Origin of the sequence: Sphingomonas sp. ASY06-1R, from assembly GCF_052180265.1 — a bacterium.
Lineage (GTDB): Bacteria > Pseudomonadota > Alphaproteobacteria > Sphingomonadales > Sphingomonadaceae > Sphingomonas_I.
The window spans coordinates 1,243,220-1,265,554 of sequence record NZ_CP197464.1; the positions used below are offsets into that span (position 1 = coordinate 1,243,220).

The following is a 22,335-nucleotide window of genomic DNA, read 5'->3' on the forward strand; positions in this document are numbered from 1 at the left end:
GAGGATGCGGCAGAAGCTCGCGGCGATGGCGGAGGCGCTGGGCACGATCATCGGCCTGTCCAATTATCGTTTATATTGCGAGCACATGGCCAAATGTCACCCGGATCGACCGGTCCTGAGCGCTAGCGCCTTCTTCGCCGCGCGTCAGCAGGCGCGCTATGGATCGGGTGGGCGCGGCCGCTGCTGTTAACGCACGCCTTATCGTCTTTTAACGACCTTTCCCACGTGCCGTGGCTATGGACCTGACGAATTTGCCATCGCGCGAGAAGAGCATGGCCCCGGACGACGACCAACTGGGAGTATGAAATGCGGATAGGCTTGTTGCTGCTCGGCGCGGTTCTCTACCATGGTTGCGCGACGGCGGCGGAGGTCGATCGCAGTTGGATCGCCACCAGCGATCGCGATACGCAGTTGCTGCTGACGGCGCAGGCCCGCTTCAATCCCGAGACGGCGTCGCAATCCGGGGCCGCCACCTATGACGGGCAAGCGGTCGATCTGGGCCCGAAACTGGAGGCGAGGCGTGCTGCCGCGTTGCAGCCCGCGCTGGCAAAGCTGCGGCAGCGCCTGGCCGCCGAGCACAATCCCCGTGTTCAGGAGGATCTTCAGATCCTTATCCAGGCGGGGGAACGCGATCTGGAAAACCAGCGTCTGCAGCGTCGCTACTTCGTGGCATGGAGCGATGCGCCCAACCTCATGTTCAAGGGCATTAGCGGCCTTTTGGACCCGCAGGTTTCTGCCGAGCGTCGGGGGAAGGCGCTGGAATTGCTGCGCCGTTATGTCGGGGACTGGCCTGGCACCACGCCCCTGGTCGCGCAGGCGAAGGCCCGCTTTGCCGAGACACGAACGCCTGGTGTCCAGGGCCCCGATCAGATTGCGGTGAGCGACGCGATCACGAATGCGGCTACCTACACCCGGGGCATCCGGACATTATTCGAAACCTATCATATCGCCGGAGCCGAACCGGCTTTGGCCAAGCTGGACGCCCAGGTAGCGGATTATACCGCGTGGGAGCGGACCGTCGTGCTGCCGACGGCACGGCAGGATTTTCATCTTCCTGCCGACGTTTACGCTTTTCGATTGAAGTCGATGGGCATCGACATAGCGCCGTCGCTGCTCATGCAGGAGGCACGGGTGGAATTTGCCGAAACGCGTGCGGCCATGGTTGCGCTCGCGCCCCAGGTCGCACGGGAGAAGGGCTGGACGCTGACGCGCTATCAGGATGTGATCCGCCAGATCAAAAAAATGCCGATCCCCCGCGATAAGTTGGAGTCGACCTATGCCGAGGTCATCGCCCGGAACGAGGCGGTCATTCGTCGTGAGCGCATTGTCGATGTGCCCGATCGCCCGATGCAGATGCGGCTGGCAAGCGATGCCGAAGCGGCGGCTACGCCGGCGCCGCATATGCAGGCGCCCCGTATGATCGACAATAAGGGCGAGCATGGCGTGTTCGTGCTGACCAGCGGGGTAGCGAGCAAAGACCCCGAAGCGGCCTATGACGACTTCAATTCGCTGGCCGTCGCGTGGACGGTAGCCGCGCATGAAGGGCGGCCCGGCCACGAGCTGCAATTCTCCGCGATGGCGCAACGCGGCGTCTCGCAGGCGCGCGCCATTTATGCGTTCAACAGCGTGAACGTCGAAGGATGGGCGCTGTACGCCGAAGCCGAAGCCCTTCCCTATCACCCGCTGGATGGCCAGTTGATGGCGCTGCAGGCCCGCTTGTTGCGTGCGGCGCGCGCGATGCTGGATCCGATGCTGAACCTGGGCATGATTTCGGTCGAGGACGCACGTCGCATCCTGATCGATCAGGTATGCCAGTCACCGGCCATGGCGAGGCAAGAGCTGGAACGCTATACGTCTCGCGCGCCGGGACAGGCAGGCAGCTATTTTTATGGTTATACGCGGCTCCTGCAACTGCGGATGGAGGCCGAGCTAGCGCTAGGCAGCCGCTTCGATCGGCTGGCCTTCAACAATTTCGTGATCGATCAGGGGCTGGTCCCGCCTGACCTTCTCGCCAAGGCCGTGCGCGAGATCTTCATTCCTGCGGCGCGTGCCGCCCCGGCCCGGGGCGCTTAGAAAGCGGGGAGTACCGCGCCTTTGTAATGCGTCCGGATGAACTGGCGGGTCGCCGGGCTGCGTAGGGCGGCGATCAGCTTGATGACACGCGGATCGCTGTCCGCGCCGGGCCGGCCCACCACGAAATTCACATAAGGGGAATCGCCGTCTTCGATCGCCAGCGCATCGCGCGTCGGGTTCAGCTTGGCGTCCAGGGCGTAATTGGTGTTGATCAGCGCCAGATCGACCTCCCCCAGCGTGCGCGGCAAGGTCGCGCCCTCCAGCTCCTTGAATTTCAGGTTGCGCGGATTGGAGGTGATGTCGCGTATCGTCGCAAGCGGATTGCGGGGATCTTTCAAGCGGATCAAGCCGGCCTTCTGCAGCAACAATAAGGCCCGGCCGCCATTGCTCGGCTCGTTCGGGATCGCGACGGTGGCGCCCTGAGGCACGTCCTCGATCCGCTTCCACTTGCGGGAATAGGCGCCCAACGGTTCGACATGGACGCCCGCCAAGGCGACCAGATGTGTGCCGCGCGCCTTGTTGAACTCATCGAGATAGGGCTTGGTCTCGAAATAATTCACGTCGATTTGCTTTTGATCGACCTGCAAATTGGGTTGCACATAATCGTTGAAGACGCGGATCTTGAGATCGACGCCCTCTTTGGCGAGTTCCGGCTTTACCGATTCCAGAATTTCGGCATGGGGCACCGCCGTGGCAGCTACGGTGAGCGTGTGGCCATCCTCGCCGGAGCCGCCGCCACAGGCTGCAAGGGCCAGGAGGGGGAGGGTGAGGAGGAGCGCGCGACGGTTCATATCTCCTCCTAGCGACGGGTGAAGTGCCGCGCCAGCCGATCTCCCGCCAGCTGGATAGCCTGGACGAGCAGGACCAGCAGCAAGACGGTTACGACCATGACGTCGGTCTGGAAGCGTTGATAGCCAAAGCGGATGGCCAGATCGCCCAGGCCGCCCGCGCCGACAACGCCGGCCATGGCGGTGAAGGAAACGAGCGCGACCGCCGTGATCGTGGCTCCGCCAATCAGGCCCGGCAGGGCTTCGGGAATGAGCGCGCGCGTGATGATCCGCCAGGTCGTGGCCCCCATGGCCTGCACAGCCTCGATCGTGGTCCGATCCACCTCCCGCAGAGCGCCTTCGACCAAGCGTGCGTAGAAAGGCGCTGCGCCGACCACCAGCGGCGGGATGGCACCCGCGACGCCAAGAGATGTGCCCACCAGCGCGACCGTCAGCGGGATCATCACGATCAGCAGGATGACGAAAGGGATGGATCGCAGAACGTTAATCACCGTGGCGAGCACGCCATTGGCAAGCTTGTTCTGTGCGATTTGCCTGTCTGCGGTAAGATATAGCAGCACCCCCAAGGGCAGGCCGACAAGGATCGTGAGGAATAACGATCCGCCGAGCATCAACAATGTATCGACACAGGCCTGACCGATATCGCCCCAATCGACGTTGGCGAACCAGCCGTTCATAGTGAAAGCGCTGCCAGCATGCGGCGGGTCGCTGGATGGCTCCCGCTCTGGAAGATGTCGGCAACCGTGCCGGTTTCGACAAGCTGTCCGTGATCGAGCACGGCCACCCGGTCGCAGACCGTTTTGACCACATCCATCTCATGGGTGATAAGCACGATGGTCAGTCCCAGCTCACGGTTCAATTCTCGAAGCAGGCCAAGGACGCTGCGGGTCGTTTCGGGATCCAGCGCGCTCGTCGCCTCATCGCAAAGCAGGATGTCAGGATCCGTTGCCAAAGCGCGCGCGATGCCGACCCGCTGCTTCTGACCGCCCGATAATTGCGCCGGATAACGGTCGGCAAAGTCGGAAAGGCCGACGCGGTTCAGCAGGGCCGCAACCTTGGCGGTGCGTTCCGCCCGCGTCGCAGCGGTGAGTTCCAACGGGAAGGCCACATTGCCGGCCACCGTGCGTGACGATAGCAGCCCGAAATTCTGGAAGATCATGCCGATCCGTTTGCGCAGCGTGCGCAGCTCGGCGGGGGACAGGCCAGCCAGATCGATGCCGTCAATCTCCACCTGGCCTTCGCTCGGCTGTTCCAGCGCGTTCAAGAGCCGGATGAGCGTGGACTTGCCGGCACCGGACCGACCGATGATCCCGAAGACTTCGCCCCGGTGCACCTCCAGCGATACCGCGTCGAGCGCTGCCGCGGCGCTATCGCTGTAGCGCTTGGAGACGGCAGTCAAGCGCACGACTGTGTTCGCGTCGTCGCGCCCAAGCGTCTGTTCTTCCTGCGTCATGACGATGCGTGCGGGTGGCGGCGCGACATCACGGGCAGATCTGCAAATGCGCCGCCATCGCCGCCGGGCATCGATGAATCAGGCAAAGGTGGATGTACGTAAGGCAGAATCTGCTCCAGCAAAGTGCAATATCTTCGTCAGGCCAGTGCCACGCCAAAACGGTTGACGCGACCCAAGGCTGCTTGCCTCGCGTGAAGATGCTGTTGCTTGAAGGGCGATATCGCGCGCAACCGTCGCCTCGGCGTGATCAGCGCAGCGGCAACTCGGCGCCGTGCGCCACGCCGACGACGCCCGTAACAATGATCTGGACGCCAACACAAAGAAGCAGAAAGGCGATCAGGCGGGACACGACGCGTGCCTGAACCGGTCCCAACAGATCGGTTACGGCATCCGACCAATGGTAGAAAACCCAGACGATCATGGCGATGCCGATCGCAGCCAGGCTCACGCCGCTGAAAAAGCTGATGAGATGTCCGTCACTCGCCGGACGTTGCGAGGCAAGCGCGATGGCGACCGAAATCGTGCCGGGGCCGGTGGTGAGCGGCATAGTCAACGGAAAGAAGGAAACGTCTTCATCGACTTCCTGTGCGGGCTCCGCCGCACTGGTCTTACGGGCTTCGTGCGCCTCCGGCTGCATCAACAAGCCCCATGCGGTGAAAGCCACGACGAGTCCGCCTGCAATCCGCAGCGCGTTCAATCCCACCCCGAAGAAGTTTAATACATAGCCACCAAACCAGAGCGAGGCGAGCAGGACGATCAGCGCATAAAAGGCGATCCGCGTCGCCATGCGCCGCCGCTCCTCCCGGCTGCGTCCGCTCGTGACCTGATGAAAGATCAAGGCGGATCCGATCGGGTTGACGATCGAAAACAGCGCGGGGAACGCAAGGAGGAACGCGCCGATAACGCTTTCAACGGGAAGTGGGCTCATCGCCAAACTTTTGGCGCGCCTGGTTGAATAGGGCAAGTAAAGGGTCGTGCATGACGGGCTGTTTTTAGCGGTTCATGTTCCCCGTGATTGGCGATCAAACTCCCGCTCGGCATAATCCAGGGCTTCAAAGGCGTCGCCATCGGCCCCGACCGCGCTGAACCGGGCGCGTACGTCGTCTGCACTGCCCGTTTTGGGGAAGAGCCGATCACCTTGTGCCGCTTTTGCGAGATCGCCGATCACACCTCCGCGTTTCGTTTGGGCCCGCAGCCAGACGGTGAAGGCCGGCCGGCTGTGCATCGCGCGCGGATCGGCCGGGGGTGCCACGATCGGGCGGGGCGGTGGCACGGAGGGTGCGGCCGCAGGCTTTGCCCGTGGCGCCATACGGAGTTCCAACTGATCGCTGCCCAGCTCTTCATTGGCGGCGTAGCGTGGCAGCCGCGTCCTCGTCAGGCCGCTAGGGCGCTGCTGGACGAGATCCGGCACATCCAGCCAGAGCTGCTGTGCAAGCCGTGAATGCGCCATATGTCAGGCCCCCATCACAACTTTAAAAACGCCTTTTCCATGCGCACACGGCTCCGCTTCCGTCGGTAGACAAGCGCGGGACCGGCGCATCCGGGTGAAGGCAACAAGCATCATCATCGGCATCGTTGACGACTCGCACGCTACTACACATTGTCGGGACGGTTAGAACATAGGAGGAACGCATTTGGCAAGGCGAGGCTTGTTGCGTCGGCTGATCCGGGTCCGCGCTTGCCCGATCTAGATTCGGTAGGGCACAGGCCGGAGCATGACCAACATCGTGCTGGGAGCGGCGGGTAAAGGCGGCTCCGGAACCATCAATCTTGAGGAGCTGCTGGCCAGCCGTTTGCTTGTCCAGGGTAATTCCGGGTCCGGGAAGTCGCACCTCCTGCGCCGCCTGCTCGAACAAAGCGCCGGCCTCGTGCAGCAAATCGTTATCGATCCGGAAGGCGATTTCGTATCGCTCTCCGACCAGTTCGGTCACGTCACGATCGACGGAGCAAGCTATGGCGAAGTCGAAATCGCCGCCCTTGCTGCGCGCGTGCGCGAACAGCGCGCCTCGGTCGTACTCAACCTGGAGGGCCTGGAAGTGAATGCGCAGCTTTGTTGCGCCGGCGCGTTCCTCAATCATCTGTTCGAAGCGCCCCGGGCGCTCTGGTATCCGGCGCTGGTGGTCGTCGATGAAGCGCAATTGTTCGCACCCGCCGCCGCCGGTGAGGTCAGCGACGATGCGCGCCGGATCAGCCTTGCCGCCATGACCAATTTGATGTGCCGAGGCCGCAAGAGGGGGCTGGCGGGCGTCATCGCCACGCAGCGTCTGGCCAAACTGGCCAAGAATGTCGCGGCCGAAGCATCCAATTTCCTGATGGGGCGCACCTTCCTGGACATCGACATGATCCGTGCGGCAGATCTGCTGGGCATGGAACGGCGCCAGGCGGAGCAGATCCGCGATCTGGAGCGCGGTCAATTCCTGGCGCTGGGGCCCGCTTTGTCGCGTCGGCCCGAACTGATCCGGATCGGCGATGTGCAGAGTGAGGTGCGTGGCGTGCCATCCTTTGCCGCGCCCTTGCCGACATTCACCGAGGAACAGCGAGAAGCCTTGCTGGTCCGATCGGTACCGCACAGCCCGCTCCCGCCGCCGCCCGTGAACGAACCCGAGGCGGTCGAGCAATTGCTGTCCCGGCTGGATGATGCGAGCCTGGAGCCCGAGCCGCCGGAGCAAGCCGACATGCTGGCTTCGCTGGATAACGCCAAGCTTGCCGATCTGGTGCTGGCCGACATGATCGAGGATGCCGATACCGATGGGCGTCCCGCCGGTGCCCTCTACCAAGATTTCACCCTACGCTGCCGGATGCGCGGCGCCATCCGGCCGCCCTTGGAACTGCCGGGCTTTGCGCGCGCACTCGCCCTGGCACGGGCGGGTCTGTTCTCCGACGATCTGGCCAATCCGGACATGGAGCATGCGTTGCAATCGGCTGCCGACGCGCCGGAAGATATGCTCGGCGTATTCATGCTGATCGCGCGTGCGGCCCACGCCGGCGCACCATGTCCGCCGGAAAGCGAAGTCGCCAAAGTCTATGGGACATGCTCACCCGGGCGCGTCCGCCGAATGCTGGGCTATATGGAAAGTCGCGGTCTGCTCGCCATCCACAGTGATTTTCGTGGTCGTCGAACCGCGACGATCCCGCGTCTCGGCTGGAGCACCGCGCCCGAAGCGGGCGGCGGCACGATCACCGACCGTCTTATGCAATCGGCGGAGGACTGACGGCTGTCGCGCCAAGGGGACGCGGAACGTTCAACCAATTGCGCTGACACGATCAGCTAAGCTCTTGAACATATTGAAAATGATACCATCTCGCGATCATCGTCAACAACGGAAAGGAGGTGGTCGAATGTCTCATTGTCTTACGCCAACCGCGGCGCAGTTTTCAGGCATTGCCTCCAATGCGGGGGCTCGCCTCGTATAACATTGCCGCCGCTTTCGGCTGACAATGGAAGGGCCGCTCCGTCAGGGGCGGCCCTTTGTGTTTTTGCCAAGACGCGCGCGGATCAGCGCTGCCGGCGCGCCTTCTTCTTGGTGCTGCTGCCATTGGCGTCGGTGGCGGTCGCCTGGCCGCTGCCGCTCGTTCCCGGCGTAGTCATGTCGGTGCCGCTCATGGTTCCGCTGGGCGTCGCCATGCCGGAACTATCCATAGGGGAACCCGATGGCGTCGATGCGGCCGGCGGACTGCCCGGCGTGGGCTGATTCCAGCTTCCGGCCTGACCAGGCGTTGTTCCCATGCCTGTCGCGCCGGCCGCGCCCGGCTGGCCCGCAGACGTCGCGCTGGTACCCGCTCCGGCGGTGGAACCGGCTGACCCGGCCGATCCTGTCGTCTGCGCCATCGCCGTCGTGGCAATTGCCATCGATGCAATCAATGTCATGTGCTTGATCATAAAACTCTCCTTCGATGAGACTAATACGAACAAGCGGGATGAATCGGTCCAAGCATCCAGGCAAAACATCCTAACATAAGTAATAAAACTGGAGCAAATTATTCACTTGTAAGATGAGTCGAGCTTTTATTGTGATGAGCGGAGCAATCGGGTTCTAACGCGCTTTACGCTAAAGCCGAGCGCCCGATAGCGCGGTGGGGCCTCCAAAAACGCCTTCCGACTTACGGGCAGATCAACTTCAATCGGCTTAGCTTCAGTTCGAGGGTGTTGCCTCAGCCTGTGCAAGATAGTCCTCAAGATCGTCACAGCCGCCGATCCTCTGGCCATCGATAAAGATCTGGGGTGTGGTTTCGACCTTATGCTCTGCTTCGAAAGCATCGACCTCTTCTCGTGTGCTCAGGATCCGGTCGTCCACTTGCATATCGTGCTGCTCCAAGAGCGCCTTTGCACGGACGCCAAAAGGGCAGGTATGTTCGGGCAGGATCATCCGATACAGGATCGCTTCTTTGGCCATTGCGCCTTCCTTTTCAGAGCTTTGTGCAGGCACAGCGCTGCCGTCGTCCGCTTGTTCCCTGTCCGGCGTTTTCCACAATTCCAACGCGGAATCTTTTGAACACCCGACGCCTTCACTCGTTGACCGCATCCTGTTTCAGGAGTGGATGATGGCGTACGAAGACCAGAAGAGCGGTTCGTCGAGCACGGCGCGAGAAAAACCCGTGCTCGTTGATCCGATCGAGAAATTCCCCAAGCCACCGTTTGAGCGTCAGACACAAGCCTGGCCAGGTCTTGCCGGCAAGATGAGCCCGCGCCCCGATCATGGCGAGGAAAGCTATCGCGGTTCCGGTCGGCTTGAAGGCCGTAAGGCGCTGATCACCGGGGGTGACAGTGGCCTGGGGCGCGCCGCCGCAATCGCTTATGCGCGCGAAGGCGCAGACGTTGCCATCAGTTACTATCCCGACGAGGAGCCCGATGCCCAGGAGGTCGTGCACCTGATCCAGCAGGCCGGCCGCAAAGCAGTCGCCTTGCCGGGCGATCTGCGGGACGAAAGCTATTGCACCCGGCTGGTGGCCGACGCGATCGACGCGCTGGGCGGCCTGGACATTCTGGTCATGAACGCGGCGCGGCAGCAGGCTCATGCGTCGATCCTGGACATTAGCAGCGACGACTTCGACGCGACGATCAAGACCAACATCTACGCGCCGTTCTGGATCATCAAGGCGGCATTGCCACACCTGCCCGCCGGATCGGCAATCATCGCCACCACCTCCGAGCAGGCTTACGATCCGACGCCGGATCTGTACGATTATGCGCAGACCAAGGCGGCGACGATGAACTATGTGAAGTCGCTCGCCAAGCAGCTTGCCGATCGCGGCATCCTCGTCAACGGCGTGGCACCAGGCCCGATCTGGACCCCGCTTCAGGTGAGCGGCGGTGCCAGCATGGAGAAGCTGGAGCAGTTTGGCGGCGATACGCCGCTCAAACGGCCGGGCCAACCGGTCGAGCTGGCGGGTCTCTATGTGCGGTTGGCGGAAAGCGAAGGCAGTTATACGACCGGCAACATCTTCGGGGCCGGTGGCGGCAAGGGCCAGCCTTGACCGGGCTGCGGCTCCCCCATGGTTCCAGGCGGAAACTGCTGCTGGAAAGGACCTTCCACGAAAGTGGTCGCCACCAACCGCGGACCGCAAAGTGGCTTTCCCGCGTTGAGGCGACGTGACTGACACGATCGAACAGCTCCGATTGCGGATGGAAGCGGCTGCCGCGCGGCTCGACTTTGAGGAAGCGCGCCGTCTGCGCGATCAGCTCAGCCTGGCGCGCGGCGCGCCAGCAGAGGCGGAGGAGGACGTCGACGTGTCCGGGCTGACCCGCCAGCAACCTGGGCGGATGGGATTGGGCACCAGCCAGCAGCGCATGACCCCGCCACCTGGCTGGCGGCCGCCGCCCAAGCCCGATCCGATGACGCGCGGCAAGGCCAAAGGCCGTTCGTAATCGGCTTGCGCCGTGCCGCGATTGCGGCTTCAGCCGGACAATGCACAAACGCTTCTCCCCGATTCCCGCGGCTTGAATGGGGAGTCCCGCACTTGACTGCCTGATCATCGGCGGTGGCCCTGCAGGGCTGACGGCCGCCATCTATTTGGCACGCTTCCACCTGCGGGTGCGCGTCGTCGATGGCGGGCATAGCCGCGCGGCTTCGATCCCGAAAACCCGCAATCATGCGGGTTTCCCGGAGGGGATTAGCGGACCCAATTTGCTGCGCCGAATGAACCAGCAGGCCCGCATCTATGGCGCGAACATCCGCGATGGGGAGGTGACGGCCATTGCCGCGGAAGATGGCATGTTTCGCGTCTCCGCATCGTGCGGCGACGTGACGACCCGCGCCGTCCTGCTGGCCACCGGTGTGGTCAACATCCGGCCAGATCTGCCGGACGACATGCATGATGAGGGCGTGGCCCGCGGCCTGATCCGCTATTGCCCGATCTGCGACGGATATGAGGTGACTGATTTGCCGGTCGGCGTGATCGGTACCGGGGAGCGCGGCGTAGGCGAGGCGATGTTCCTCCGCAGTTACACGGCCGACCTCGCCTTGATCGCGCCGACTGCCCATCATGATCTGGACTCGGCACAACGTGCGCGGTTGGGCAGCGCCGGGATTACCGTGATTGACGGGCCTCCCAGTGGATTTCAGTTGGCGGCCAATCATATCCAGGTCGAGACGGCTGACGGTACCCGCAGCTTCGCCAGTATCTATCCGGCCTTGGGATCGGTGATCCGTTCGGAGCTTGCCCGCTCCCTAGGCGCCGAGGCCTCGGAAGAAGGATGTCTGGTCGTGGACGATCATCAGCGTACCAGCATCCCAGGCCTCTACGCGGCCGGCGATGTCGTGAAGGGGCTCGACCAGATCAGCCATGCCATGGGGGAGGGCGGGGTCGCCGCGACGACAATTCGTAACGAGCTTGCCGCGCGCGCGCCCTTGTTGCGCTAGCCAGCGCGGCAGACGTCAAGGAGTGATCGACACATTTAATTGTGCATCGCAGCATGGACGCCCTACATAAGGGATGTTGGCCGTGCTGCTTCGCTCCGGTCAGGAGTATTTTTTGTGAGAACTTTGTCCGACACGATTGCCCGACTGACAGCCATGGCAGAGGCGCGGCAGGCTTCCGCCGCCTCAGGGGGCAGCGCGCATCTGCAGGATTTGCCGCAGTTCGGCACAAATCCCGGCGCCTTGGGCGCGAAGACCTACATTCCGGCCGATCTTCCCCAAGGCGCCCCCTTGGTTGTGGTGCTGCACGGCTGCACGCAGACCGCGGAGGGCTATGATGCGGGTTCGGGCTGGTCGCAGCTGGCCGATCAAGACGGATTTGCCCTGCTGTTTCCCGAACAGCGCCGCGCCAACAATCCCAATCTCTGTTTCAACTGGTTCACACCGGGCGATTTCCGGCGGGACGAGGGGGAGGCGTTATCCATCCGGCAGATGATCCAGGCGATGGTGGACACGCACAAGATCGACCCCCGACGGATCTTCATCACCGGTCTCTCCGCGGGCGGCGCGATGGCATCGGTCATGCTGGCAACCTATCCGGAGCTTTTCGCGGGCGGTGCGATCATTGCCGGTTTGCCTTATGGCAGCGCCACCAACATGCCCCAGGCGTTCGATCGCATGCGCGGTTACGGTGGGCCTGCGGAAGCCGAGTTGGCGGCGCTGGTGCGGGGGGCGTCCAAGCATAAGGGGCCATGGCCGACGATTTCGGTATGGCATGGCAGCGACGATGCTACGGTAGACCCCGGCAACGCCGCCGCCATCATCGCGCAATGGCGCACGCTGCATGGCGTGGCGCCCGCGCCGAGCCGCGAGGAGGTGATCGAGGGCTATCCCCGTCGCATCTGGGCCGACAAAGCCGGGCGCGATGTGATCGAGGAATATAGTATCACAGGGATGGGGCATGGCACGCCGCTTGCGACGATGGGCGAGCATGGCTTTGGGAAGGCCGGCGCCTATATGCTGGAGGTCCATATTTCCTCCACCTTGCAGATCGCAAATTTCTGGGGGCTGCATGACGCGCCCCCCGAAGTCCGGGTAAAGCCGAAACCTGCAGCCAAGGCCAGCAACCCGGTTACGGCACCGGCAGCAGCGGCACCAAATCCGCGCCTGCGTCGCGTGCCTGATCGCCCGACGGCTGCCACCCCGGCCGCGGCGGGTGTGGGCAAGGTGATCGAAGACGCTCTCAAGGCAGCGGGATTGATGCGATGAGTGAAGACCACACCCAGCTGGTCAACATCAACACGGCTAGCCAGGATGCCTTGGACGCCGTGGGCAGCTTGGCGGGTCATGGCTACGAAATCGTCCGCTACCGGGAGGAGCGGGGCGGGTTCACCGCGTTGCGGCAGTTGGACGAGGTTCCCGGCTTGTCCGGCAAAGTCGACGACGCGACGCGGGCCTGCCTGACGCTGTAAAGGTCGGGCACGCCACGCCGATTTGCGGGCATGGGGTCTCGGTCGGTATGTCAGCCGGCCGAATAATGCTCCACAAATTGCTGGTGCGGAGGCAGCCGGGAAAGCTCAGCTGCGATACCGGACTTCAGATCCGATAGCGCCTGACGAAGCTGGGCGGGGTCCATCATCCTGGCGGCCTGATGATAGGAGGCCGGCTCGATGCCCTGACCCAGCATCACCATGATCCAGCTGTCGATCCGGAACATCTCATCGGGCCCCTGATAGGCGGCGGCATTGTCGCGAAACAAAGCGATACGCTGTGCCAGGCTGTCGGGAATGTGCATGTCGCGGCAGCGACGCCAGAAGGGGCTGTCGTCGCGCTCCGTCAATTTATAGTGGAGGATGATGAAGTCGCGGATGTGCTCCATCTCCTTGCGTGATTCCGCGTTGAACCGAGTGACGGTCGCATCGCTTATCCCGCCAAAGGGAAATGCCTGGATCAGGCGGCTGACGGCAATCTTGATGAGGTGGATGCTCGTCGATTCCAACGGCTCGATGAAGCCGCTGGACAGGCCCATCGCGATGACGTTCTTGTTCCACGCCTGTTGGCGGGTACCGGCCTTGAAACGCAGCAGCCTCGGGTCGAACAGCGGTTTGCCGTCAACGTCGGCGAGGAGCTTCGCGCGCGCTTCGTCGTCCGACATGAATTCGTTGCAATAGACCAGGCCGTTGCCGACACGGTGCTGCAGCGGAATGCGCCAGCGCCAGCCGGCTTCATGCGCGATCGCGCGCGTATAGGGCATGGCCGGTCCGGTGGATTCCGTCTGAACGACGACGGCGGCGTTGGTGGACAGCCATTCGCTCCAGTCGACGAAGCCCGTCTTTAACGTCTGCTCGATCAGCAGTGCGCGAAAACCGGTGCAATCGATGAACAGGTCGCCCTCGATCCGCGAGCCGGATTCCAGCTCCAGCGCTTCGACGAACCCGGTCTCCGCATTCTGCAGCACGCGGCTAATCTTGCCTTCGATGCGCTTGACCCCGGCCGGCTCCGCTAACCCGCGCAGGAATTTGGCATAGGCGCTCGCGTCGAGATGATAGGCATAGCTGATCTTCGATCCCTCGGCGGTCGCGAACTTGCCCGCGTTTCCAGCCTGCTGCTCCAGGCTGTAATCGCCATAGTCGCCACCGAAGCCCTGGCGGCGCCCCTCCAGCCAGAAATGCTGGAAGTCCGCCATCCATACGGATTTGCCGACCGTGCCAAAGGCGTGGAAATATTTGTCGCCGATCCGATTCCAGTTCTCGAACTCGATCCCCAATTTGAAGGTCGATGTGGTCGCGCGCAGAAACGCCTGTTCGTAGATACCGAGCAGATTGTGGAAGGTGCGTGTCGTGGGAATGGTGGATTCCCCAACGCCGACCGTTCCGATTTCATCGGATTCGACCAGGGTGATGTCGATCAGCGGCCCCAATTGCTTGACGAGCGCTGCTGCGGCTATCCAGCCGGCGGTGCCGCCGCCAGCAATTACCACGCGCTTCACCATCTGCGCTTCCATCGATCCCCCACTATCGTCTTCAACGATTGAATTTGTTGAGCAGCGTCGCGCGGAGCCGCCGGGCCTTCGTCGTATCGAGCGGCGCCAGGTTGCCCCGCGCGGGCTCGGGCAGATGGGCGACGGGAAGCGTCGCATCGCCAAAGATATAATAATCGAACATCGCCCGCCATGCGCGCTTCTCCGCGTCGGGCCGATCACGCAGGCTCAGCATCGCATGGAGCATCGTGTTGGCGGGGGAGTCCATGTAATCGGGGACGGCGTTCCACCAATAATTGATCATGATGTTGAACGCGTCGAGCGCCTGCACATGATGCCACCACAAAGCGGGGTAGACGAGTACGTCGCCGGGCTCGAGCTCCGCGACCTCGCCGGCGGCAAGCGCATCCGCAAAGCGCGGATGGCGTTCGAAATCCGGATCCTCGAAATCGACCATGCTGATCACCTGGCCGCCCGGCGTGGGCTCCAACGGTCCCGGGTAAAGATTGGCGACCTGATCCGGCGGGAACAAGGTGAAGCGTCGATGCCCGACGAGCGAGCAGGCGATGTTGTTGGATGTATCGTAATGCGCGGATGCGACGGTGCGATTGCCGAGCCACATGCTGACAAGTGGCTGGCCGGCAAATTGGGGATGGTCCAGCCGTAGATCATTCTCGGCGCGCAGCCCCGGCAGGAACGTATCGACGTCGGTCGAGCCGACATAGAAGGACGGGGCGTCTGGGTCGTCGAGATGGGCCGCGATGCGCGTCATGAAGTCGCCGAGCTGAACCCGCTCGGACGTGTAATTCATCGCGGTCGCGGTGGCGTCGTAATGGAACCGGCCTTTGATCTCCGGTGGGCCAGTGTAGCCGACGATGGGCCGGCCGCTATAAAAGGTCGCCAGATAGGCCATCGCATCGGCAGGGGCGGCAAGGCCGTGATGGACGAGCGGCCAGTCCCGTGCCAGACCCTTGAGGATGACAGGGGCTTGTTCGGCGTTCAAGGCGTCCCACGGAACGGCCGCAGGGTTCAGTCCATCGATCGTCTTCGTGGTGCGGTTCGGCCGGATCGTCACGTTGCCCTACGCCGCCTCGCGCTTGTTCTTCAGGTCGATCAGGCGTGAAACGTTGCTGAGCGAGGCCGCCGCCATCGTCGCGGCGCGCAACAGGCCGCTACGATGCAACGTCTCGAGCCGTTCTCCTGTGAGATCGCCAAGCGCCTGCTGATCGATGACGAACAGGTCGGGCAGGTCGTAGCCTTTCTCGTCATTGATCTGGATATTCATCGTGACCGGCTGGAGCAGACCGGCTTCCTCCAGCGTGGCATAGACATGCGGCGCGCTGGTCAGCCCTTCGAAGATTATCCGCAACACGCCGGCGATGTGATCGAGATAAGGCGCGTTGCCGCCGTGCTGCAGGAAAAGCGGGAAGCCATCTTCGACGCCAACGCGGGCGTCGTCGAGGTCGACATGGATCATCGGTTCGCCAGGTTCTTCGCCCTCCGATTGCGGCCGCGTTACGGCCATCGAAAACGGGCCGCGCCGCTGCGAAGCGGGCACATAGGCGGTTGTCCAGCGGTCCCCCTCAAGGAACAGGTTCTCGTCACGATCCAGCCCCAGCAGCGCAAAGGCCTGCATGCCCTCCTCGCCCTGACGGAAGACGATGGGGAAATGCCGCTGCACCTCTTCGAATTCTGACGGGAAGATCGGCATCTGGTTGACGCTGTCGCCGAATGCGGCACCGACGCGGATTGCCACCTTTAGGTCCGCATGATCGATATTGTTGATAAGGACACGATTCATCGACAATGCGCTCTCCAAACGGGATATTTCATGCCCGTGCTTTTCCCCACCGCTATACTGTGTTCGCCAAGGTGGAAAGCGGTGCAACTGCCGCAATGCTAAAATGCATAGACCCTCGTCTTCAACGCACGTCGGCAGACGAAGCGGACCCGGAAACAGCTTCCACGGGGGCGAACGTCACGAAGAGGTTGAGCGTCAGTCGTCCTCGCCGTGGATCGGGCGACAGTCGGTCTGGCGCAGGGATTTGGCCCGAATGGAAAAGATGACTGCGATAGACGACCAAGCGGTTGAAACTGGCGGGGACCTCACCGATCCGTTCGAACCATAGGTCGCCATCGTCGATATAGCCGTCGCCGACGCTTTCCTCCATCCGGGCGCGCTTATACGCGGCCAGTCGCTCTTCCGTCAGCGTCTCAAAACCGGTTGCACGGTGTCGATAAAAGGCGGTTCCGCCTTGGTCCGCGGGGCAAAGGTAATGCAAGATGGCGAATTGCCACGCATTCGTCGTGTCGACGTGCGGCGCGCGTTGCGGGGGGACAAGCCGTTCCGGGGGAAGGGTGGCGATGGAAAAGGCGCTATCTACCCGAGCCAGCGTGACAGCACCCAGGGAAAACGCTTCGATGATCGGCCCGCCCAGGTTTCGCAGGATGGTTTCGACATAATCGCGCGGTGCTCGAGCACGCAGGCCAGGATAGCCCCCGCCCGGACCATAAGCCGGTGCAAATTGGCTTCCCGCGGCCAATTCGACGAGGGCTTCAGGATTGGCAATCATCGTATCGACCCGAAGAACGGGCTCTCGCTCGTTGCCGACATATTCGGCCGTGGCCCGGGCGCGGGGCGCAAGGGAGAAACGCGACGCCATGAGGTCGCTTAGGTCGAGGGGCGGACGCTGACAAGCAGAGAGAACAGCCCGCCGTGGGACAGGTCTTCTCGGCGTTTCAACGAGATGCGCGCGGGCATCGCGTAACGTCCCAGTCTGGCATGCGCCGGCAGGCAGACAGAAAAAAGGCCGCTGCGAACAGCGGCCTTTCCTCTTTGCGATAGGCGATATGCTTAGAAGCGATAGCGCGCGCCGACCAGGAAGCGGGGCTTCAGCTCCTGCGCGAAGACCAGATTGGTCTTGGTACGCGCATATTGACGCAGGGGTTCGCTCGTCAGGTTGATGCCTTCCAGCGAGACCGCGATCTTATCGCTGATATCCCAGCTGATATTGGCATCCAGCGTGCCGAACGGTGCCACGAACAACGGGTTACGACCGTCGCCCTGGTTGGTCGCCGTCAGATACTTGTCACGCCAGTTGTACGACAGGCGGGCAGAGAAGCCGTTCTTGTCGTAGATCAGCGTGCCGTTCGCACTATCGCCAAGGCCGGTGAGCGCGAAGATATTCACGTTCGGGTCGGCGAAGGGATCGACCGTCACATTGCCGTCAACCTTCGTGTAGGATGCGGAGAAACCGAAGCCGCTGCTGCCGAAGAAGTGGGTCCACGCAAATTCGAAGCCGTGAAGCTTGCCTTCCTTGTTGTTGATCGGCTTCGACACCGCAAAGGTGAACAGCGGATCGTCGCTGTTGGCGTTGACGTCCACCTGCGAGAGCAGGGTGTTCACGAACGAGGTATTCAACTCGCGATCGGGGCCCAGGTTCGACTGGAACGTCGACGTTGCGGCCGCGGCATTGCCGCCATTCTGCACCAGCAGCGCCGTATAGCTGAACAGGTTGATGTCGGAGAGTGTGTAATTGTTGGCCTTCAGGAACGCCAATGCAGTTCCGGAACGCGTTCCAGCCGCGCCCGAGCTCGGGTCGCGTACGCCCAGCAACGGTTCGTTGGTCACGCCGGTACCGATGAAGTTCCTGACGCGCTTGTCGAAGAAGCCAAGCGAGATGAAGCTGGAGGGCTTGTAATACCACTCGACCGACACGTCGAAGTTATCCGACAGCAATGGCTTCAAATTCGGGTTCTGCGAGTTGCCGCCGGCTACGCCGCCCAGTGCGGTTGGGCGTGGCGGCCCGTTGACGGTCGCCGATGCGAACAGGTTACCAAAGTCGGCGCGAGCCAACGTCCGGCTGAACGAAGCGCGAGCCTTCAACTTGGACGTCAGCTCGATGTTGAAATCCACCGACGGCAGCAGGTTGCTGTAGCGGCCCTTGCCGGGGACGGGGGTGAGGCCAACGCCGCCATCGACGAAGAAGTCGTTGTCAGCTGCCCAGCGGATCGTCGGAATACCCTGCAGGCCGAGTGCCTTGACACGGGTTTGCTCGTAGCGCGCGCCGATCAAGGCTTGCGCTTTGTGTCCGGCAATCTCGCCGTCCCACGTCATCTGGCCGAAAACTGCCCACGTCTTTTCGCGAACGGTATCATCCAGCGTGGTGCCGTTCGAGGTCAGCTTGCCTCGGCTGGTGTAATAAGGGCTGAAGATGTCGAGCAAGTCCAGCGCGTTGCCCTGGATCGCGAACAGCGTCGAGCCGGCCGCCTTCGGATTAAAGTGATCGAACTTGCAGGTCAGGCAGAAGCTCTTGATTTGATTTCCGGCCAGCTGACTAACCAGGCCGACGTCACCAATGCCCCAGTCGCCCAGCAATTGGGTCGTGTCGTTGCGCACCGAATGCATGCGGGTATCGATATAGTCACCGCCAAAATCGAAGCGGCTGCCTTCGCCCAGATCCCAACCGATAGTGGCTCGTCCTTCGTTGATCCGCTGGCTTTGACGCGACGTGACGGTACGCGCCACCTGGGTCCCGAAGTCACCAAGGTCGAGTTGGCCGTTGCAGTTGCCGCCGCGGCCGCCGTTGGTCGCGTTGCAATCGTTGATGGTTTCCGACTGGACCGGGAAGCCGCTCGTGAAATCGAGCTGATGCGACGAACGAGTCGGCGAGCCAAGTGCGATCAACGAGGCCGACGTTCCGTTGCGGTTGTCCGGCGTGGACTTGGAGCTCGAGTGATGGCCGTCCAGAGTCAGGGTCAGATTTTCGGCAAATTCCCACTTGCCGTTAGCACCGATCGACTTGAGCTGGCTCTTGGTGGCGTATGCCTGCTGCTCATAGCCCTTATCGGCCTGGATCGCTTCGCCGACCACGACCGCGGTCGGGAACGGGCTGTTGTCGAACGTCACCTTGTTGAACGGACGCTGGAACCAATTGCCTTCCTCGCTGCGCAGTTCGCGCAGCTTGTTCTGGGCAAATAGACCGTCAACCGTAAACTCGAGCGTGTCCGACGGCTTGAACTGCAGCACAGCCTGGGCGTTGATACGTTCGCGGCGATTTTCGGAGAGCGCGTAGCGGCTGTCGTTCGGGATCTGCACAAATTGTGCAGAGGTTGGGCGATTGGTGACCGTGGCGCCCGGCGTGAGATACGTGCCGGAATTGAAGAAGGTGTCGACCGGAACGATGTTCCAGTAGTTTTCACCCGCGCTGACGGAAGCCGAGTGGCGGAGCTGATAGCTGCCGAACACGGCGGCGCCGAACGTCTGAGCTTCGTTGGTCCAGTTCAGGACGCCCGACACTTCCGGCGTGACGCGACGCTTCTTCATCTCGGAATCTTCGACCGAATTATCGTACAGCGCCTTTGCACCGATCGAGCCGGTCAGGCCGGACTCGCGCGTATCCAGCGGCTTGCGCGTGATGATATTGATGGTGGCGCCGATGCCGCCCGACGGGATCGAGGCGCGGCCGGTCTTGTAGACCTCCAGCGTGCTCACGCCTTCCGACGCCAGATTCTGGAAGTCGAACGAACGTCCGGTACCGCGCGCAAAGGCGTTCGCGGCGCTGGTGTCGACGTTCGAAGCCGGCATCTGGCGTCCATTGACCGTCACCAGGTTGAAGCCGCCCGAGAAGCCACGGACGGAAACCTGCGAACCTTCGCCGTTCACGCGGTTGATCGACACACCCGTAATGCGCTGAAGCGATTCGGCGAGGTTGGTGTCCGGAAACTTGCCGATATCTTCGGCCGAGATGGCATCAACAACGCCCGCGGAGTTGCGCTTGATGTCGATGGCGCGGTTGAGCGATGCGCGAATGCCGGTGACGACGACTTCGTCGGTTGCATCCTGCTGCGCGACAGGGTCGGCGGCGCCAGGCTGCGCGTTCGTGGCGGTAGCACCCGCATTATCAATGCCAGCGCCGCTCTGCGCAAATGCGGCGGCCGGCACGAGCAGGCACGCGGCAACCGCCATAGCGGACGCTGAGCGGCCGAGCTGAAGCCTCGAAATGTTCATAAAATTCCCCCCAATGTCAGCTGGCTCACGGCCACTGATCGGCTGGTATCAGGTAACCGGCGGCCACCCTGGGGTCGGGCCTATCCTGCGGAGATACGAAGTCAATTCGACCAACAGAATGTAAACGTATACACGAAAAATGACAGCGCAGTCATATCAACATTAACGCGGGGGAGTGCAAAAATGCCACTAATTGCTGCGCTGCAACATCCGTTTTCGTTCTTTTATACTATGTTTGCGCAAACATTAGTGCGGTGGACTTTAGCTGGAAACGGGGGAACATTGCTGACCGGCACTACGTAATAGAAGGTGGAGGATGGGTTGGCACTGACGCTGGGGCTTGCTCTTCTCATCGGTATTGTCGCCGGACTTCGTGCCTTTACGGCGCCCGCGGCCGTAAGCTTCGCGGCGCGATTTGGTGGCTTGGATATCGACGCCACGCCGCTTGGCTTCCTCGGCTATCGATGGAGCCCCTGGATCTTCGGAATTTTAGCCGTTGGCGAGTGGATCACCGATCAGCTGCCAACAACGCCGAGCCGCAAGGTTCCTGCCGCCTTTGCGGCCCGAATCGTGGCCGGCGGGGTATCCGGCGGAGCGATCGGCTGGGCACATGACATGCCGATAATGGGGATTGCAGCCGGGATCATTGGCGCCATCGCCGGCACTCTGCTCGGTGCCGCTGGCCGTGCCCGATTGGCCATCGCTTTTGGCAGCGACCGCCCGGCCGCAATCGTTGAGGATGTGATCGCTATCATCGCCGCAGGCGTGGTTGTAGTGGCCGCGGTATGATCCAGAAATTTGACGCTATCATCGTCGGTGCCGGCCAGGCTGGCCCCGCCTTGGCCGGCCGCCTGACAGCGTCTGGGATGAAAGTGGCTTTGATCGAACGCCATCTGGTCGGCGGCACCTGTGTCAACACAGGCTGCAAGCCCACCAAGACATTGATCGCCAGCGCCTATGCGGCCCACATGGCCCGTCGTGGCGCCGAATATGGCGTGACCACGGGCGCGATCGGCATCGACATGCCGACAATTGCCGCGCGGGCGGCCAAGATCATTCAGGATTCCCGCAGCAGCAACGAACAGTGGCTGGCCGGAATGGCGGGCCTGACCTTTGTGCGGGGCCATGCGCGGTTTGAGGGGCCGCAAACGATGCGCGTCGGCGATGACCTGCTGGAGGCTCCCAAGATATTCCTGAACGTTGGCGGCCGTGCGGTGGTGCCGGACTTGCCCGGCGTGCACGACGTGCCGTTCCTGACTAACAGCAGCATCATTCCGCTGCAGGAGGTGCCGGAGCATCTCGTGATCGTCGGCGGCTCTTATATCGGGCTGGAATTTGCGCAAATGTATCGCCGCTTCGGTGCGCGCGTGACGGTGGTCGAAATGGGGCCGCGCCTGATCCGACGCGAGGATCCGGATATCTCGGATGCGGTCCGCTCTATCCTGGAAGGGGAGGGGATTGAGGTCCGGACCGATGCCTGCTGCATCAGCCTGAGCCGCCATCCGCACGGGGTGGCTGTGGGCGTTGAATGTACGGAAGGTGCGCCGGAGGTCGTCGGCAGCCATGTGTTGCTCGCGGTCGGGCGTCGCCCCAATACCGATGATCTTGGCCTCGACCAGGCGGGCGTCGTCATGGACGCCAAGGGCAATATCGTCGTCGATGACCGCCTCGCCACGAACGTCCCGGGCATCTGGGCCCTGGGGGATTGCAATGGCCGTGGTGGCTTCACCCATACCGCGTGGAATGATTATGAGATCGTCGCCGCCAATCTGCTGGACGGGGCCGATCGCAAGTTGTCCGATCGCATCCTTGGCTATGCGCTCTACACCGATCCGCCCCTGGGGCGCGTCGGCATGAGCGAGAAGCAGGCGCGCGCCAGTGGCCGTCCGCTGCTGATTTCTACGCGACCCATGTCCCGGGTTGGCCGCGCCGTCGAGAAAGCGGAGGCGCTGGGGTTCATGAAGCTGGTGGCGGATGCGGACACCAAGCGTATTCTCGGCGCCGCGATCCTGGGCACCAGCGGCGACGAGGCGATTCACGGCATCCTCGACATGATGAATGCCGATCAGCCGCTGGAGACGCTGATATGGGCGATGCCGATCCATCCGACCGTGTCCGAGCTCATACCGACTTTGGTCGGAGATCTGCGTCCGGTGTAACGACTGGACTTGCCC

The 22,335-nt window shown here is 62.5% G+C and carries 22 protein-coding genes; 10 read left to right on the forward strand and 12 right to left on the reverse strand.

Annotated elements, in window-relative coordinates; all coding sequences use genetic code 11:
- The first annotated feature begins 4 nt into the window (after positions 1 to 4).
- The gene (locus tag ACSBM8_RS06095) at positions 5 to 190 is read left to right on the forward strand and encodes a YbdD/YjiX family protein (RefSeq protein ID WP_442680763.1); all 186 of its coding nucleotides are present in this window, start codon (positions 5 to 7) and stop codon (positions 188 to 190) included.
- 116 nt (positions 191 to 306) lie between these two features.
- Positions 307 to 2,073, forward strand: a complete 1,767-nt coding sequence (locus ACSBM8_RS06100; protein WP_442680764.1) for a DUF885 domain-containing protein — start codon at positions 307 to 309, stop codon at positions 2,071 to 2,073.
- On the opposite strand, the gene ACSBM8_RS06105 is transcribed toward ACSBM8_RS06100, so the two are convergent.
- From ACSBM8_RS06105 to ACSBM8_RS06125, 5 genes are all read right to left on the reverse strand, one after another.
- Complete coding sequence (locus ACSBM8_RS06105) at positions 2,070 to 2,864, reverse strand: MetQ/NlpA family ABC transporter substrate-binding protein (RefSeq protein WP_442680765.1); 795 nt, start codon at positions 2,862 to 2,864, stop codon at positions 2,070 to 2,072. The genes ACSBM8_RS06100 and ACSBM8_RS06105 overlap by 4 nt on opposite strands.
- An 8-nt stretch (positions 2,865 to 2,872) precedes the next feature.
- Positions 2,873 to 3,538: a methionine ABC transporter permease gene (locus ACSBM8_RS06110; protein WP_442680766.1), complete on the reverse strand. Its 666-nt coding sequence runs from the start codon at positions 3,536 to 3,538 to the stop codon at positions 2,873 to 2,875.
- Positions 3,535 to 4,314 carry a methionine ABC transporter ATP-binding protein gene (locus ACSBM8_RS06115; protein WP_442680767.1) on the reverse strand — a complete coding sequence of 260 codons (780 nt, stop codon included), beginning with the start codon at positions 4,312 to 4,314 and terminating at the stop codon, positions 3,535 to 3,537. The genes ACSBM8_RS06110 and ACSBM8_RS06115 overlap by 4 nt, the downstream gene beginning before the upstream one ends.
- Positions 4,315 to 4,561: 247 nt before the next feature.
- Entirely contained in the window at positions 4,562 to 5,242 is a 681-nt protein-coding gene (locus tag ACSBM8_RS06120; protein ID WP_442680768.1) for a MarC family protein, read from the reverse strand.
- A 72-nt stretch (positions 5,243 to 5,314) separates the two neighbouring features.
- Positions 5,315 to 5,764: a hypothetical protein gene (locus tag ACSBM8_RS06125; RefSeq protein ID WP_442680769.1), complete on the reverse strand. Its 450-nt coding sequence runs from the start codon at positions 5,762 to 5,764 to the stop codon at positions 5,315 to 5,317.
- Between the two features lie 265 nt (positions 5,765 to 6,029).
- Here ACSBM8_RS06125 and ACSBM8_RS06130 point away from each other — a divergent pair, with 265 nt between their 5' ends.
- Positions 6,030 to 7,526, forward strand: a complete 1,497-nt coding sequence (locus ACSBM8_RS06130; RefSeq protein WP_442680770.1) for a helicase HerA domain-containing protein — start codon at positions 6,030 to 6,032, stop codon at positions 7,524 to 7,526.
- A 284-nt stretch (positions 7,527 to 7,810) separates the two neighbouring features.
- Here ACSBM8_RS06130 and ACSBM8_RS06135 read toward each other — a convergent pair whose 3' ends face one another.
- Together ACSBM8_RS06135 and ACSBM8_RS06140 are read right to left on the reverse strand one after the other, a co-directional pair.
- Entirely contained in the window at positions 7,811 to 8,194 is a 384-nt protein-coding gene (locus ACSBM8_RS06135) for a hypothetical protein (protein WP_442680771.1), read from the reverse strand.
- 253 nt (positions 8,195 to 8,447) lie between these two features.
- Positions 8,448 to 8,792 (reverse strand): glutaredoxin domain-containing protein, encoded by a 345-nt coding sequence (locus tag ACSBM8_RS06140; protein ID WP_442680772.1) that lies wholly within the window; start codon positions 8,790 to 8,792, stop codon positions 8,448 to 8,450.
- A 64-nt stretch (positions 8,793 to 8,856) separates the two neighbouring features.
- Between ACSBM8_RS06140 and ACSBM8_RS06145 the strand changes: the two genes are divergently transcribed.
- The 5 genes from ACSBM8_RS06145 to ACSBM8_RS06165 all read left to right on the forward strand — a co-directional run bounded on the left by ACSBM8_RS06145 (position 8,857) and on the right by ACSBM8_RS06165 (position 12,643).
- The gene (locus ACSBM8_RS06145; protein ID WP_442680773.1) at positions 8,857 to 9,789 is read left to right on the forward strand and encodes an SDR family oxidoreductase; all 933 of its coding nucleotides are present in this window, start codon (positions 8,857 to 8,859) and stop codon (positions 9,787 to 9,789) included.
- Between the two features lie 148 nt (positions 9,790 to 9,937).
- Complete coding sequence (locus ACSBM8_RS06150; RefSeq protein ID WP_442681498.1) at positions 9,938 to 10,180, forward strand: UvrB/UvrC motif-containing protein; 243 nt, start codon at positions 9,938 to 9,940, stop codon at positions 10,178 to 10,180.
- Positions 10,181 to 10,256: 76 nt separating this feature from the next.
- A complete protein-coding gene (locus ACSBM8_RS06155; RefSeq protein ID WP_442680774.1) occupies positions 10,257 to 11,174 on the forward strand; it encodes an NAD(P)/FAD-dependent oxidoreductase in 918 nt (305 codons plus the stop codon).
- Positions 11,175 to 11,288: 114 nt separating this feature from the next.
- Positions 11,289 to 12,440: an extracellular catalytic domain type 1 short-chain-length polyhydroxyalkanoate depolymerase gene (locus ACSBM8_RS06160; protein ID WP_442680775.1), complete on the forward strand. Its 1,152-nt coding sequence runs from the start codon at positions 11,289 to 11,291 to the stop codon at positions 12,438 to 12,440.
- Positions 12,437 to 12,643 (forward strand): ComEA family DNA-binding protein, encoded by a 207-nt coding sequence (locus ACSBM8_RS06165; RefSeq protein ID WP_442680776.1) that lies wholly within the window; start codon positions 12,437 to 12,439, stop codon positions 12,641 to 12,643. Before ACSBM8_RS06160 ends, ACSBM8_RS06165 begins: the two co-directional genes overlap by 4 nt.
- 50 nt (positions 12,644 to 12,693) lie before the next feature.
- Here ACSBM8_RS06165 and ACSBM8_RS06170 read toward each other — a convergent pair whose 3' ends face one another.
- The 5 genes from ACSBM8_RS06170 to ACSBM8_RS06190 form a co-directional block, all read right to left on the reverse strand.
- Positions 12,694 to 14,163, reverse strand: coding sequence for a tryptophan halogenase family protein (locus ACSBM8_RS06170; RefSeq protein ID WP_442680777.1), 1,470 nt, complete (start codon positions 14,161 to 14,163; stop codon positions 12,694 to 12,696).
- Positions 14,164 to 14,194: 31 nt separating this feature from the next.
- Positions 14,195 to 15,226, reverse strand: coding sequence for a cupin-like domain-containing protein (locus tag ACSBM8_RS06175; RefSeq protein ID WP_442680778.1), 1,032 nt, complete (start codon positions 15,224 to 15,226; stop codon positions 14,195 to 14,197).
- 6 nt (positions 15,227 to 15,232) lie between these two features.
- Positions 15,233 to 15,952 (reverse strand): SapC family protein, encoded by a 720-nt coding sequence (locus tag ACSBM8_RS06180; RefSeq protein ID WP_442680779.1) that lies wholly within the window; start codon positions 15,950 to 15,952, stop codon positions 15,233 to 15,235.
- A gap of 121 nt (positions 15,953 to 16,073) precedes the next feature.
- Positions 16,074 to 16,814: a DUF6445 family protein gene (locus ACSBM8_RS06185; protein WP_442680780.1), complete on the reverse strand. Its 741-nt coding sequence runs from the start codon at positions 16,812 to 16,814 to the stop codon at positions 16,074 to 16,076.
- A gap of 191 nt (positions 16,815 to 17,005) precedes the next feature.
- Positions 17,006 to 20,119 carry a TonB-dependent receptor gene (locus ACSBM8_RS06190; RefSeq protein ID WP_442680781.1) on the reverse strand — a complete coding sequence of 1,038 codons (3,114 nt, stop codon included), beginning with the start codon at positions 20,117 to 20,119 and terminating at the stop codon, positions 17,006 to 17,008.
- A gap of 363 nt (positions 20,120 to 20,482) precedes the next feature.
- Here ACSBM8_RS06190 and ACSBM8_RS06195 point away from each other — a divergent pair, with 363 nt between their 5' ends.
- Both ACSBM8_RS06195 and ACSBM8_RS06200 read left to right on the forward strand, forming a co-directional pair.
- Positions 20,483 to 20,950, forward strand: coding sequence for a DUF4126 domain-containing protein (locus ACSBM8_RS06195; protein ID WP_442680782.1), 468 nt, complete (start codon positions 20,483 to 20,485; stop codon positions 20,948 to 20,950).
- Positions 20,947 to 22,320 carry an FAD-containing oxidoreductase gene (locus tag ACSBM8_RS06200; protein WP_442680783.1) on the forward strand — a complete coding sequence of 458 codons (1,374 nt, stop codon included), beginning with the start codon at positions 20,947 to 20,949 and terminating at the stop codon, positions 22,318 to 22,320. Before ACSBM8_RS06195 ends, ACSBM8_RS06200 begins: the two co-directional genes overlap by 4 nt.
- The last annotated feature ends 15 nt before the right edge of the window (positions 22,321 to 22,335 follow it).